Origin of the sequence: Buchnera aphidicola (Cinara pseudotaxifoliae), assembly GCF_900128595.1 — a bacterium.
Classification (GTDB): Bacteria; Pseudomonadota; Gammaproteobacteria; order Enterobacterales; family Enterobacteriaceae; genus Buchnera_F; species Buchnera_F aphidicola_J.
In genome coordinates this window covers 407,157-420,531 of the sequence record NZ_LT635893.1, presented here as the reverse complement: position 1 = coordinate 420,531, position 13,375 = coordinate 407,157, and the positions used below count along the sequence as shown (strand labels likewise).

General features: G+C 22.4%; 14 protein-coding genes and 3 tRNA genes. 9 read left to right on the top strand and 8 right to left on the bottom strand.

All coding sequences use genetic code 11. From position 1 onward, the window contains the following. The first annotated feature begins 66 nt into the window (after positions 1–66). From rpsR to BUCIPSTX3056_RS01895, 3 genes are all read left to right on the top strand, one after another. Positions 67–294, top strand: coding sequence for a 30S ribosomal protein S18 (gene rpsR, locus BUCIPSTX3056_RS01905; protein WP_075474957.1), 228 nt, complete (start codon positions 67–69; stop codon positions 292–294). Between the two features lie 62 nt (positions 295–356). After that, entirely contained in the window at positions 357–806 is a 450-nt protein-coding gene (gene rplI / locus BUCIPSTX3056_RS01900) for a 50S ribosomal protein L9 (protein WP_075474955.1), read from the top strand. A gap of 52 nt (positions 807–858) precedes the next feature. Then, positions 859–1,242: a dUTP diphosphatase gene (locus BUCIPSTX3056_RS01895; protein ID WP_172598450.1), complete on the top strand. Its 384-nt coding sequence runs from the start codon at positions 859–861 to the stop codon at positions 1,240–1,242. Between the two features lie 73 nt (positions 1,243–1,315). Here BUCIPSTX3056_RS01895 and BUCIPSTX3056_RS01890 read toward each other — a convergent pair. After that, positions 1,316–1,388 (bottom strand) — tRNA-Ile (locus BUCIPSTX3056_RS01890). Between the two features lie 182 nt (positions 1,389–1,570). Between BUCIPSTX3056_RS01890 and BUCIPSTX3056_RS01885 the strand changes: the two genes are divergently transcribed. After that, a tRNA-Asn gene (locus BUCIPSTX3056_RS01885) sits at positions 1,571–1,643 on the top strand. 92 nt (positions 1,644–1,735) lie between these two features. Continuing rightward, positions 1,736–3,178, top strand: a complete 1,443-nt coding sequence (gene sbcB, locus BUCIPSTX3056_RS01880) for an exodeoxyribonuclease I (RefSeq protein WP_075474949.1) — start codon at positions 1,736–1,738, stop codon at positions 3,176–3,178. 57 nt (positions 3,179–3,235) lie between these two features. Here the strand turns inward: sbcB and BUCIPSTX3056_RS01875 are convergent, their stop codons facing one another. Then, on the bottom strand, positions 3,236–4,510 hold the full coding sequence (locus tag BUCIPSTX3056_RS01875) for an oxidative damage protection protein (protein ID WP_075474947.1): 1,275 nt from the start codon (positions 4,508–4,510) through the stop codon (positions 3,236–3,238). Positions 4,511–4,646: 136 nt separating this feature from the next. Between BUCIPSTX3056_RS01875 and trmB the strand changes: the two genes are divergently transcribed. Continuing rightward, positions 4,647–5,390, top strand: coding sequence for a tRNA (guanosine(46)-N7)-methyltransferase TrmB (gene trmB / locus BUCIPSTX3056_RS01870; RefSeq protein WP_082253737.1), 744 nt, complete (start codon positions 4,647–4,649; stop codon positions 5,388–5,390). Positions 5,391–5,412: 22 nt separating this feature from the next. Here trmB and hemW read toward each other — a convergent pair whose 3' ends face one another. From hemW to dusA, 4 genes are all read right to left on the bottom strand, one after another. Beyond that, positions 5,413–6,564: a radical SAM family heme chaperone HemW gene (gene hemW, locus BUCIPSTX3056_RS01865; protein WP_075474945.1), complete on the bottom strand. Its 1,152-nt coding sequence runs from the start codon at positions 6,562–6,564 to the stop codon at positions 5,413–5,415. Between the two features lie 91 nt (positions 6,565–6,655). Beyond that, on the bottom strand, positions 6,656–7,051 hold the full coding sequence (gene ruvX, locus BUCIPSTX3056_RS01860) for a Holliday junction resolvase RuvX (protein ID WP_075474942.1): 396 nt from the start codon (positions 7,049–7,051) through the stop codon (positions 6,656–6,658). A gap of 390 nt (positions 7,052–7,441) precedes the next feature. Beyond that, a complete protein-coding gene (gene dnaB, locus BUCIPSTX3056_RS01855; RefSeq protein ID WP_075474940.1) occupies positions 7,442–8,815 on the bottom strand; it encodes a replicative DNA helicase in 1,374 nt (457 codons plus the stop codon). 243 nt (positions 8,816–9,058) lie between these two features. Continuing rightward, on the bottom strand, positions 9,059–10,057 hold the full coding sequence (gene dusA / locus BUCIPSTX3056_RS01850) for a tRNA dihydrouridine(20/20a) synthase DusA (protein WP_075474938.1): 999 nt from the start codon (positions 10,055–10,057) through the stop codon (positions 9,059–9,061). Between the two features lie 274 nt (positions 10,058–10,331). On the opposite strand from dusA, the gene ssb reads away from it, so the two are divergent. After that, entirely contained in the window at positions 10,332–10,862 is a 531-nt protein-coding gene (ssb, locus tag BUCIPSTX3056_RS01845; RefSeq protein WP_075474936.1) for a single-stranded DNA-binding protein, read from the top strand. Between the two features lie 59 nt (positions 10,863–10,921). On the opposite strand, the gene BUCIPSTX3056_RS01840 is transcribed toward ssb, so the two are convergent. Beyond that, complete coding sequence (locus BUCIPSTX3056_RS01840) at positions 10,922–11,710, bottom strand: alpha/beta fold hydrolase (RefSeq protein ID WP_082253736.1); 789 nt, start codon at positions 11,708–11,710, stop codon at positions 10,922–10,924. 141 nt (positions 11,711–11,851) lie between these two features. Between BUCIPSTX3056_RS01840 and BUCIPSTX3056_RS01835 the strand changes: the two genes are divergently transcribed. Continuing rightward, complete coding sequence (locus BUCIPSTX3056_RS01835; RefSeq protein WP_075474934.1) at positions 11,852–12,433, top strand: NfuA family Fe-S biogenesis protein; 582 nt, start codon at positions 11,852–11,854, stop codon at positions 12,431–12,433. A gap of 61 nt (positions 12,434–12,494) precedes the next feature. On the opposite strand, the gene BUCIPSTX3056_RS01830 is transcribed toward BUCIPSTX3056_RS01835, so the two are convergent. Continuing rightward, a tRNA-Ser gene (locus BUCIPSTX3056_RS01830) sits at positions 12,495–12,581 on the bottom strand. A 218-nt stretch (positions 12,582–12,799) separates the two neighbouring features. Between BUCIPSTX3056_RS01830 and aroK the strand changes: the two genes are divergently transcribed. Continuing rightward, on the top strand, positions 12,800–13,342 hold the full coding sequence (gene aroK, locus BUCIPSTX3056_RS01825) for a shikimate kinase AroK (protein ID WP_075474932.1): 543 nt from the start codon (positions 12,800–12,802) through the stop codon (positions 13,340–13,342). Positions 13,343–13,375: the final 33 nt, after the last annotated feature.

The following is a 13,375-nucleotide window of genomic DNA, read 5'->3' as shown; positions in this document are numbered from 1 at the left end:
TTAAAAATATAAGATCAAAAGAAAAAAGTTATGCTGTTCATACATAGATTTTAGAGGGTATAAATTATGGTGCGTTATTTTCGTCGTAGAAAATTCTGTCGTTTTACTGCAGAAGGAGTTAAATATATAGATTATAAAGATATAGCAATTTTAAAAAACTATATTACTGAAAACGGAAAAATAGTTCCAAGTCGTATTACAGGAACAAAAGCAAAATATCAAAGGCAGTTAGCTCGTGCAATTAAAAGAGCTCGATTCATTGCGTTAATTCCGTATACTGATCAACATCATTAAAATATAAGAATAGTATTCTTTTATAATGATTTTAAATAATACTTTTAAGGTGTTTATACTACATGAAAATTATTTTATTAAATACTATCGATAACTTAGGAAAAAAAGGTCAACTAATTTCTGTAAAAAAGGGATACGCTAGAAATTATTTAATACCTACTTCGCAAGCATTGTTAGCTACTTCTAAAAATATTAAGATTTTTGAAAAAAACAGAATACATGCTGAAAAAGAAGAGTCTAAAAAAATTAATCAAGCAGTTAAAAGAATTAATGCTGTTAAGTTAATAGGTTCTATTGTGTTCTTTGTGAAATCCAGTAAAAAAAATAAAATTTTTGGTTCTGTTGGTGTAAAAGATATTATAGAAAATTTATCGGAAATAGGTTTTTTAGTATCTAAAAATGAAATTAAATTACCAAACGGATTGTTACGATATTTAGGTATTCATACAATTGTTTTTACTCCATATAAAAATATTTCTACTGAAATTCAAGTATCAATTTTATCGAAATAAAAATTTTTTAAATTATAGGTTTTTCATGTGTATAAATACGTTAATTATAAATGTGAAATTTATAAGTTCAAATATCAAAAAAGATTTTGATTTTCCTGAATATTTACAAGGTGGTTTATCGGGTTTTTTTTTAAGGGCTTATATTAAAAATAAAATATGTCTTTTTTCTAAAAAAACAACATTAGTTTCAACAGGACTTTTAATACATTTTTCAGACAAAACGGTTCGTGTTGTCATTAAACCTATTTCTATAATTAAACATAAATATTGTTTAATAATAGGAAATCCATTTAGTATTATTGATTATTGTAATTTTTATGAATTAAAAATATCTTTATGGAATTGTAGTAAAAAAAATTTTTATATTAATCCTGGTGATAAAATTGCTAAATTATCAATTGTTCCGAATAAAAAAATTAAATTTATATACATATAATATCATTAATATAGATGTACAAAATTTTAATGTTTTAAAAACTATTTATTTTAAATATAAATTTTTAAATGTGTGGCCCTTGCTGGATTTGAACCAGCGACCTAACGATTATGAGTCGTGTGCTCTAACCACTGAGCTAAAGGGCCTTTAAAAATTATATATGTTTTATAAAAATTAATTTTAATAATGTATTATAAAACAATTCAGGGCACTAATCTATATTTTTTTTTAAATTACTTATTTTTTATGTTTTTTAAGATTGATATATAAAAAATAATAATATTATTAATTGACATATAATTTTTCATATGATATATATTATATATATTCCTCTGTAGTTCAGTTGGTAGAACGGCGGACTGTTAATCCGTATGTCACTGGTTCGAGTCCAGTCAGGGGAGAAGTTATGAGTTTATTATGAAAAATCAATATAAATAGAATTTATGATATATATTTAATATATATATAAATTATTTTTTAAAATATAAATTTTATGTATAAAAAAAATAGTAATGATTGTATTTTTGAAAAAAATTTTATTTTTTACGATTATGAAACTTTTGGAAAAAATGTATCTGTAGATAGAATTGCTCAGTTTTGTAGTATAGAAGTAGATAGTGAATTTAAAAAATTTAGTAAAAAGAAAATTTTTTTTTGTTATCCACCCATTGATTATTTGCCTGATCCTGAATCTATTTTAATAACTAAAATATTACCTCAATATACTCATAAATATGGAATTAACGAATATTTTTTTGCCAAAAAAATTTATAAAATTTTTTCTCAAAAGAATATATGTATTGTAGGATACAATAATATTAATTTTGATAATTTGATCACCCGTAATCTTTTTTATAGAAATTTATTTGATCCTTATGAATGGAGTTGGAAAAACGGTAATTTTACTTGGGATATAATAAATATATTACGTGCTTTTTATATTTTTCACCCAAACACTATGATTTGGCCTAGTGATGTTAACGGAATAGTTAGTTTTAAATTGTTTGATATTACAAAAATTAATAAAATTAAACATTTTAATACTCATGATGCGTATTCAGACGTTTTAGCAACATTTTTAGTAGCAAAATATTTGTATGAAAAAAATAAATGTTTTTTTTTGTTTTTATATAAAATATCTCATAAAAAATATATATTATCATTTATTTATAAAAATCATAATAAACCATTTTTTTATTTATCTAGTTATTTTGGTTCTAAAAATAGAAACTTAGGTTGTGTTATGATTATAGGATCTCATCCAAATTATAAAAATACCTTTATTGTGATTGATTTATCAGTATGTTTAAAAAAAATATTCTACTTATATTCTAGTATAGAATATCATAAAATTACTATAAAAAATTTATTTGATTGTGGAATTAAAATTATTTATTTAAATAAATCGCCGCTTTTGTTTTCTTATAGTTCTCTTTCTCAATATGATTGCAATAGAGTTCAGATTAACTATACTTTATGTCAAAAAAACTTTTTTTTATTACAAAATAATATACATATTAAAAATTGGATTATATCTTTTTTTACATGTACTGTCCCTAAAAAAATAGTACTGGATGTAGATTTAATGTTATATAAAAATTTTTTTTCGTCAAAAGACAAATCTTTGTTTGTTTTATTGCATAAAAGATGTCCATTAAAATGGATAAATTGGTATCCTAAATTTATTGATAATAGAATTAGAGAAATTTTTTTTCGTATAAAAGCACGTAACTTTTTATATTTATTAAACAACAGAGAAAAAAAATCTTGGAAAAAACATTGTAAAAATAAAATTAATTCTAATTTCATTAATACATATCTTGATAATATTAAAAAATTGCAATTGCAACAAGCTAAAGAAGAAAATTTATTTGTATTAAAAAAACTAATTTTATATACAAAAAAAATTGAATATGAAATTAATCATATAATTTAAAATTAATATTATTTCTTGTAATTATACAAAATTTAATATTTATGTATATATTAAAATTTAATTTTTATTTTTTCTAAAAAAGAATTCTTTCATTTTTTTTTTTATATAAATTCTATCTCTTTCTAAAAACATGTTTAATTTTTTTTCATTTATGATTTTTGTTTGCTGAATCAACCACAAAGACCATGCTTTTTTAGAAATTTCTTGATAAATTTTTTTTCCTGTTTTTCCTGGAAAAAATTGATATTCTAATCCTTCTGATTCTATTTTCAAAAAAGAACAAAAAATTATACGCATATGTTTTTTTTTCATGTTTTTTATTACTACTTTTTTTAATGAAATTAATATTTTTTTTATTGGAGAAGGAGTACCAATTTTTTGAGGATTGAATATATTATACCATATTTTTTTTTGTATTATATTATTATATATATTTTTTTTTTTGATTTTTATTATTTGCGAAAAAATATATAATTTTATATTACTAATATAATGTATAAATGGATGAATTGTTATTTTTGAATTTTTCTTTGCTTTTTCCCAATTTTTTTTTGATATTAGAAAGGATGTTGAAGGAAAATAAAAAAGTTTTTTCCATATAGACATATTTTTTTGTTGAATTAAAAAATATAAATTTTTGTATTGTATTATTGAAAATAAAATTCCTATTTGATTTTTTTTTTTTTTTTTTAAACAAATATCATACGTATGATATTGACACGAATAGTATAAAGGGCATATTGAACAATTAGGTTTTTTGCTAGTACAAATAAATGATCCAATATCCATCATTGCTTGATTAAATTTATTAGATTGATGAATTGGAAGATATTGATAAATTAGATTCCATAATTTTTTATTTAATTCGTTGTTCTTAATATTATTTGTATTAATTGCATGAAATCGTATTAATATACGTTTTACATTACTATCCAAAACAGCGTATCCAAAATTATATGCAAAAGACAATATCGCTCCTGCTGTAGATTTTCCAATTCCGGGTAATTTTTGTATTTCATAAATATTATCAGGAAAGATCCCGTTATAATTTTTGCAAATTATTATAGCTGTTTTGTGTATACGAAAGGCTCTTTGATAATATCCTAAACCACTCCATAAATATAATATTTTATCTATACTAGAATTAGCTAAAGATTCTATAGTAGGAAAATTTTTTATAAATTTATTAAAGTAAGGGATTACAGTTTTAACTTGAGTTTGTTGTAGCATAATTTCGGATATCCAGATTTGATAAATGTTTTTATTATGCCAAGGTAAACTTTTTCTTCCATAAATATGGAACCAATTTAATATTTTTTGTGTAAAAAACATGCTATTCCTAATTGAATTTTTAAATATAATGAATAATTTATATATACATCTTAAAATGATTTTTTTTGTTTAAAATAGCATTATGTGAATACATACACTATAAATTTTATTTATTTTTGATTTCACTGGAGACAAAATGACTTTTGTAACAAATGATAAATTTTATAAAAATAATCAAAAAAACCAAAATAAAAAAAAGAATGATATATTTTTAATTAAAAGTTATGTCGTACGAGGTAGATGTATTGGTCAAAAAAAAAAAGAGTATATACTTAAGTATTGGAAAATATATGGTATTGATTTTAATAAATCTACTATTTTAGACTACTCTTCTTTTTTTTCTAATGATCAACCATATGTAATAGATGTTGGTTTTGGTGATGGTAAGTTATTAGTAGAAAAAGCTATGAATTATCCACATATAAATTTTATTGGAGTAGAAGTTTATCCGAAAAGTATTTTTACAGCTATACAATACGCTAATATATTTCAAGTATCTAATATACGTATTATATTTCATGATATTGTAGAAGTATTGTTTTATATGATTCCAAATCGGACTATCAGCATGATACAAATTTTTTTTCCTGATCCGTGGTTTAAAAATAAACATCATAAAAGAAGATTAATCAATGATTTTTTTATTACATTAATAGAAAAAAAAATTGTTTTTAATGGATTTGTGCATATTGTTACAGATTGTTTACTTTATTCTACTAAAATATTTTCTTTAATGTCAAATAATTCTAATTTTAAATTTTTATCAGAGAATAACATTATATTTCCTTTTTTTAGCATGTATTTGCAGACAAAATTTGAAAAAAGAGCTAGATTATTAAATAATAGTATTTTTGATTATAAATATAAATTACAAAGTTAAGAATTATTAAGTAATATATAAATTATTCTAAGAATATTGATAATAAAGAATTTAATTGACTTCTTCCTTTTGGCGTAATTATCCACGAACTTTTATTCTCTTTAAGAAATCCTTTTTTTTTTGCAAAAATTATTTTTTTTTTAATTTTAATTATTTTGATATCAGTTTTATTTTCGAAATCTTGATATAGGATAGGTTTTAAGAGTCTAAATTTATTTAGAAAAAATTCCAATGGAATATCTTTTTTTGGAACAATATATTTTTCTTTAAGATAATTTCCGACCATATATACAATATCATTTTTAGTTTTTACAGTTCGAATGATTTTTTGGTTAAATTGAGTTATTTTTCCGTGTGCTCCGCATCCAACACCAATGTAATCACCAAAATTCCAATAGTTAAGATTATGTTTGCATTGATATTTAATTTTTTTTGCATAAGAAGATATTTCGTATTGTATATATCCATACTTTTTAAGTAATTTCTTTCCTTTTATTTCCATAATCTTAACGTTATGAAGTGATGGTAGTGATATATTTTGTGTGTAAAATTTAGTATTTGGTTCGATGTTAAGCTGATACCACGATATGTGTTCAGGTTTTATAAGAATGGCTTGGTATAAGTCGTCTAAAGCGTTTTGAATCGTTTGTTCGGGAAGACCGTACATTAAATCTATGTTTAAATTTCTATGAGATAAATGTTTAGTGGAATCAATTAATTTCATTATTTTTTTTTTTTCATATTTTCTATTTATTTTTTTTAATAAAGATTTATTAAATGTTTGAATTCCTAAAGAAAATCTATTAATACCAGCATAGTAATACTCTAATATTTTTTTTGTTTTATCTATGTCGGGATTAATTTCTATGGAAATTTCTAAATTTTTGGAAACAGACATTAATTTTTTTACTTCAGATAGAAGATATGATATCGAAGAACTTTTTAATAAACTAGGTGTTCCCCCGCCAATAAAAATTGATTGAATACTCCTTTTTGAAATTATTTTTTTGTCATTTTTTAAATCGCAAAGAACATGTTTTATGTATTTTTTTTCTGAAATTTTTTTTGATTGTGGATACGAATGAAAATCACAATATGGACATTTTTTGATACACCAAGGTATATGAATATATAAACTAATTGATGGTAATATATGTTTTTTATTTTTATGCATAATATCTAATGTGGTTAAAATGATGTTTTTTAAAAATTTTTTTTAATTATTAATATAAATGTGTATTATTATCAATATATAATTTTTTTAATTAAAAAATATAATTTTCACGTAACCAACTATCTAAAATTATTTTAGCTGAAATTGAATGTATACAAGGAAAATTTCTTTTTTTTCTTTTTTTTAAAAATGTTTTAGCTTCTATTGATGAATAGTTTTCATTATATAAAATGACATTTTTATTAAATTTTTTTTCAAAAAAATGACTGAATTTTTTTATTTTTTTGTTAATTTTTTTTTTTATGTAATATGGATATCCAATTATTATATATTTAGGTTTCCAATATTGGATGATAGAATCAATATTTTTCCATAATGTTTTTTTTTTATTGACTATAGATTTTATAGGAGTAGCGTATTTTATTTTTGTTTCAGATATAGCTACACCAATAGTTTTTATTCCATAATCAAAACATATTACGATCATATATTTTATTAGAAAAATTTAGTTAAAATGTTTTTTTTATATACATATAGTTAAATTAATATAGTAAATATTATGTATAACATATTTATCTGATTTTTTCTATAAAAAATTTTTTTTTATAAAATATAAGGTATTTATATGATAATTATTATTAATATAATTAATAATTGTCATGCATTATTAATAGATATGTTTATTATATATAATATTTTTAATATATAAAAATATATTTATACAATAATGATTGATTATAAAAATTATTATTTTTTTATTTTTTTTATATTTAATGGTTGATTTTTTGGATTTTTGTGTTACATAAAAATACTAATTATTATTTATAATGATTTTTAACAAAATTTTTTATAAATATTATTTTTTTTATTTTGAAATTTAAATATGATATTTCTGATTAGTGTAATTGTCAAAACGTGACCATTGTCCGTTGAATGTTAATCGTATAGTTCCGGTAGGACCATTTCTTTGTTTACCTATAATAATTTCAGCAATACCTTTAAATTCGCTGTTTTCATGATAAAGTTCATCTCTATAAATAAAAAGGATTAGATCAGCATCTTGTTCTAAAGAACCGGATTCTCTCAGATCTGAGTTAACTGGTCTTTTGTCAGATCTTTGTTCAAGTGATCTGTTTAATTGTGATAAAGCAATAATAGGAATATTTAATTCTTTTGCTAAAGATTTTAATGTTCTTGAAATTTCAGCTATTTCTAATGTTCTATTACCAGACAATGCTGGTATTTTAATTAACTGAAGATAGTCTATCATTATTAAACTTAATCCGTTATTTTCTCGATATATTTTTCTTGAACGAGATCGTACTTCATTAGGGGTTAATCCAGATGAATCATCTATGTAAATGTTTTTCTTTTTTAATAAAATATTTATAGTACTGGATATTCTACTCCATTCTTCATCGTTTAATTGTCCAGTTCGAATTTTAGATTGATTGACTCGCGATAGAGAAGCTAACATGCGAATCATAATTTGTTCTCCGGGCATTTCTAAACTAAATATTAAAATTGGTTTTTCATATAGCATTGCTGTATTTTCACATAAATTCATGGCAAATGTAGTTTTACCCATAGATGGTCGAGCAGCAATAATAATAAGATCTGATTGTTGTAATCCAAATGTTTTTTTATTTAAATCATGATATCCAGTATTTAATCCAGTTATTCCATCATTTGGTTTTTTTAGCAATTTTTCAATGGATTGAATGGTAGTATCTAAAATTTTTTCTATATTTTTAGGACCTTCTTTACTAGTAGAACGCATTTCAGAAATTTTAAATACACTGGATTCAGCATAATCTAATAGCTCAAGACTTGTGCGTCCTTTAGGATGATATCCTGCATATGCAATATTATGTGCAGTGGAAACAATTTCACGTATTATTGCTCTTTCTCGTATTATTTCTGCATAAGAAATGATATTAGTAATACTAGGTGTATTTTTTGAAATTTCTGCTAAGTAAGAAAAGCGTCCCACATTATTTAGTTCGCCTTTTTGTTCTAATGATTCGGATAGTGTAATCAAATCAATAGGAGATCCTTTTTCTACTAGAAATTTCATTTCGCAAAAAATTAACTTATGTTGTTGGCTGTAGAAATCTTCAGTAACGATATACTCAGAAACTATATCCCACTGTTGATTATCTAGCATTAATCCTCCTAATACAGATTGTTCTGCTTCTAATGAATGTGGAGGTGTTTTAAATTCATTTTTTTTGTTTATTAACCCTATCATAAATAATTTATTCTCTTATATAAATTTTTAAATATATGTTTTAACTTATTGTTCCAATGATATTTTTTATTAATTTTTTTAAAAAATTTTTTAATATTTAGATAATAATTATCTATTTTAAATATTTAATTTTGTTAAAAGTTTAAAATAAAAGAATATATAGAACATATAAAATAAAAAGATTTTTGACGATCTTTTTTTTTGAAATTTGATATTTGTTAAATGAAATATTTTTATTTATAATTATAAATCAAAATTGCATTGTAATTTTTTATTAAATATTTTGTATATTTTTGTAAATAATTTGCGTGTATGTTTTTTACGATGAATATGATTTAAAATATGCATTTTCCATTTCTTTGCATGTGGTTGATTATGAAAAATATTTAACATGTGTTTTATTATATGAAGAGTTTTTGTATTTTTTTTTACTTCTTCTTTAGTATATTTAAACATATTTTTTAAAAATTTTTTAAATTTAAATTTCTTTTTACAAGAGAAAATTTCTTTATCTATTTTACACAATAACAATGGATTTTTGTAAATTTCTCGACCCATCATAATTCCGTCTACATATTTTAAATGTTTTTGTATTTCTATAATAGATTTTATTCCTCCGTTTAAAATGATTTTTAGATGAGGAAAATCTTTTTTTATCTGATAAACATATTGATAGTTTAATACAGGTATATTTCTGTTTTTTTTGGGACTTTTTAGTTGTAAATCAGCAATTCTTGCATGTATAATAAATTTAATACAGTATTTATTTTTTGATACTGTTTGAATAAAATTTTTTAGAAATTGGTAGTCATTATTTTTATTAGTTCCTATTCTTATTTTTACGCTAATAGGTATAGGTACAGTTAAATATATAGTTTTTATACAATGATACACTATATCAGGAGTATTCATTAAATATACTCCAAATTTTCCTGATTGAGCATGTTGTGAAGGACAACCAATATTTAAATTTATTTCATTAAATCCCATAAAGTATGCTATTTTTGCACATTTTTTAAAATGTGTACAATTATTTCCAGCTAATTGAATTGCTATAGGAGTATTACTTATTACTTGCTTTTTTAAAAATAAGTTTTTTTTATTTATTAATTCATGGGTTGTAATCATTTCAGTATATAAAAAAGCGTGTTTTGTTAGTTGTCTATAAAAAAAAAGACAATGTCTGTCAGTATATTTCAACATAGGTGCGACAGAAAATTTATGTAAATTATTTTTTTGCATATTATATGTTATATTTTTTATATGGTATTAGATTTTGTATTATGTTATTTTTAATAAAAATATGATTATTTTAATATAAAAATATATTTACATAAATTTAACAAGATTAAATTTTGAAAATATAGTTTTAAATATATTAATTGTTTTTTTAAAATAAAATATTTTCATATATAGGTTTTATTTAATAAAAGTATTTAGTATAATAAAATTATTTTTTTTATGGTATAATTTTAGATAATTATATATTGATATAAATCATATGTAGGTTAAATGTATGGCGAGTAGAGGCGTAAATAAAGTTATTTTAATTGGTTATTTAGGACAACATCCAGATGTACGGTATATGCCTAACGGGGGTACTGTAGTTAATATTACTATTGCTACTTCGGATATATGGAAAGACAAAAATACCGGTGAAACAAAAGAAAAAACTGAATGGCACAGAGTTGTTTTATTTGGTAAAATTGCTGAAATTGCTGGTCAATATTTAAAAAAAGGATCACAAGTTTACATTGAAGGATCGTTACAAACCCGTAAATGGCAAGATCAAAACGGATTAGATCGCTACACTACAGAAATAATAGTGAGTGTTACTGGTGCTATGCAAATGTTAGGTTCACGAAACATAAATAATTCTTCATCACCCGTTAACACGATACAAGATGTATCGCGAGAAAATAGTTTATCTGTATCAAATAATATAGATAAAATTTCCGGAGACATTTCTTCTGAATATAAAAATAAATCGCATTTAGTAGATACAACTTCTAAAATTGATTTTGATGACGAAGACATTCCTTTTTAAAAAATTTTAGAGATAAATGGTATTTTATATATATCGTTTTACAAAGTAACGTACTTTTATTAAATTGTTTTTTTAATGAAATTATATATAATTTTACAAAAAGTTTTAGGATGGGATAAAAATGGTGCATGTTTAGCTCCTTTTATAAGTATAGAATTTTTTTTTTGATATAAATTGTCTGTTTTTTCACGTGCTTTTTTAGATATTAGATGATCTAGTTCTCCATATATTCTTAATGTTGGAACATTGGAGTATATTATAGTATTTCTATGATCAATTTTAGTTAACCATTTATATCCTATTTCAATAGCTTCTTTTTTTGGACTAGGATATTTCTTGAATAATTTTTCTTTTATCTTAAGTCTAGAGAGTTTATATTTGTGTACATCAATAACATGCAGTAAAAAAAATTTTTTTAAAAAATTACTATAATATGGTAACATACTCTCTTTTATGGAGTATAATAACCTTTTAGGTATTCCTGGCCAATTTTTTCTTTGTATAAAACATGGTGATGAATTTACATAAATAGTTGCTAGCGTATTATGTGGATACTGTAAACTTAAATGATGTACAATTAATCCACTCATAGACCATCCTATCCATATTACTTTGGTGTTTATTTGTTTTGATAAATATTTGGAGATTTTTTTAAACGTCATTATAGGAAAATCTATGTTTTCTCCAAAACCTGGTAAATCAAATGTATGTAATGTAAAATGTGGTTTTAATATTGGAATAATTGTATTCCATGCTACAGAATGTAATCCCCATCCGTGTAAGAATACTAGGTTGATTTTTCCTGTCCCAAAAACAGACCAATGCATGGTTTTTTTTGTTGTATTCATATATTTAGTAACTATTTTTTGTATTAGATAATATGGATAAAAAATTTAGGGTATAAATTTGACGTATTTATATGTAATAGAATTTTATACATATTTATTTTTTTATTTCATATACAATAACATATTATGCAGAATAATTCTATGATTACAATCTCTGATTCAGCTAAACAATATATAATTAGTTTATTATCCAAAAAATCAGTTGGAACAAATATTAGGATTTTTGTTAATTCTCCTGGAACAATTCATGCTGAATGTGGTATGTCGTACTGTGATCTTCAAGATATTGATTTAATAAATGATAAAAAATTTTCTTTTAATGAATTTGATATTTACATTCATACATCTATAATTCCGTTTTTAAAAAATTCTAGTATAGATCTTATTAAAAATGAATTAGGATCACAAATTACTTTAAAAGCTCCGTATGCAAAATTAATAAAAAAATCTCATCATAGTTCTCAATTGGAAAGTGATATTCAAAATTTTTTGTCTGTTAAAGTTAATCCTACATTGCTATTACATGGTGGTTCTGTGACTTTAATCAAGATTAATAGTAACGGAGTGGTTTTTTTGCAGTTTTCAGGAGGATGTAATGGTTGTTCTATGATAAATACTACATTAAAATTAGGGATAGAAAAACAATTAATGAAACATTTTTCTGAAATTTCTAAAGTAGAAGATGTAACAAATCATGTTTACGGTCAACATTCATATTACTAATATTACTTTTTTTGTGTTTTTTGATTATTTTAAATATGTTAATTATATATACATATATACATGGTGAGAAAGGGATTCGAACCCTTGATACATTTTACTATATACACGCTTTCCAAGCGTGCTCCTTAAACCTCTCGGACATCTCACCTTAAAAGTGTATAAACTATTGTTTATAGTATTACAATAATATTAAAAAATATCTTTAAAATCAAGTTTTTTTGTTATATTCCTGCGCGTTATATAGTAACTATCATATATATTTTAATGATGTTAGTTTTTAATATAATGTAGTATTTTGATATTAAAAATATATATTTAGTACAAGTTATTTTTTTTAAATAACGTTTATTATTGGAAGGAATAATTATGAATAGAGGTAAAAAAAAAAATATTTTTTTGATCGGACCTATGGGAGCTGGCAAAAGTACTGTAGGCCGTTACTTATCTCAAGCTTTAAATATGTGTTTTTATGATTCTGATTCTGAAATTGAAAAAAGAACTGGTGTGGATATAGACTGGGTATTTGAAGTAGAAGGAGAATCTGAATTTCGTATACGAGAAGAAAAAATTATTAATGAATTAACTGATAAAACAGGTATAATATTATCTACAGGAGGTGGATCAATACTTTCATTAAAATCTAGGTATTTATTGCAATCTAGAGGTGTTGTTGTGTATTTACGTGCTTCAGTAAAAGAACAATTAATGCGAACTAAATTGGATAAAAAAAGACCTTTGTTATCTTTAAATAGTAATAAAAATAAACAGATATTAAAATCATTATCAGTTATTCGTGATCCAATATATAAAAAAACGTCTGATTTTATTGTTGATACCGTTAATCATGACGTACCATTTATCGCTTCAAATATTATACGATATTTTTATCGTTTTAGTAAAATTAATTAAATTTTTATTTTATTCTTATGTAAATTATAAGTT

Excerpts from the sequence above, each read along its gene's own strand:
- dusA (WP_075474938.1), bottom strand. The coding sequence starts at position 10,057 with ATGCAAAAAAATAATTTACATAAATTTTCTGTCGCACCTATGTTGAAA.
- ssb (WP_075474936.1), top strand. The coding sequence starts at position 10,332 with ATGGCGAGTAGAGGCGTAAATAAAGTTATTTTAATTGGTTATTTAGGA.
- BUCIPSTX3056_RS01840 (WP_082253736.1), bottom strand. The coding sequence starts at position 11,710 with ATGAATACAACAAAAAAAACCATGCATTGGTCTGTTTTTGGGACAGGA.
- trmB (WP_082253737.1), top strand. The coding sequence starts at position 4,647 with ATGACTTTTGTAACAAATGATAAATTTTATAAAAATAATCAAAAAAAC.
- rplI (WP_075474955.1), top strand. The coding sequence starts at position 357 with ATGAAAATTATTTTATTAAATACTATCGATAACTTAGGAAAAAAAGGT.
- dnaB (WP_075474940.1), bottom strand. The coding sequence starts at position 8,815 with ATGATAGGGTTAATAAACAAAAAAAATGAATTTAAAACACCTCCACAT.
- BUCIPSTX3056_RS01875 (WP_075474947.1), bottom strand. The coding sequence starts at position 4,510 with ATGTTTTTTACACAAAAAATATTAAATTGGTTCCATATTTATGGAAGA.
- hemW (WP_075474945.1), bottom strand. The coding sequence starts at position 6,564 with ATGCATAAAAATAAAAAACATATATTACCATCAATTAGTTTATATATT.
- ruvX (WP_075474942.1), bottom strand. The coding sequence starts at position 7,051 with ATGATCGTAATATGTTTTGATTATGGAATAAAAACTATTGGTGTAGCT.
- aroK (WP_075474932.1), top strand. The coding sequence starts at position 12,800 with ATGAATAGAGGTAAAAAAAAAAATATTTTTTTGATCGGACCTATGGGA.
- rpsR (WP_075474957.1), top strand. The coding sequence starts at position 67 with ATGGTGCGTTATTTTCGTCGTAGAAAATTCTGTCGTTTTACTGCAGAA.
- BUCIPSTX3056_RS01835 (WP_075474934.1), top strand. The coding sequence starts at position 11,852 with ATGATTACAATCTCTGATTCAGCTAAACAATATATAATTAGTTTATTA.
- sbcB (WP_075474949.1), top strand. The coding sequence starts at position 1,736 with ATGTATAAAAAAAATAGTAATGATTGTATTTTTGAAAAAAATTTTATT.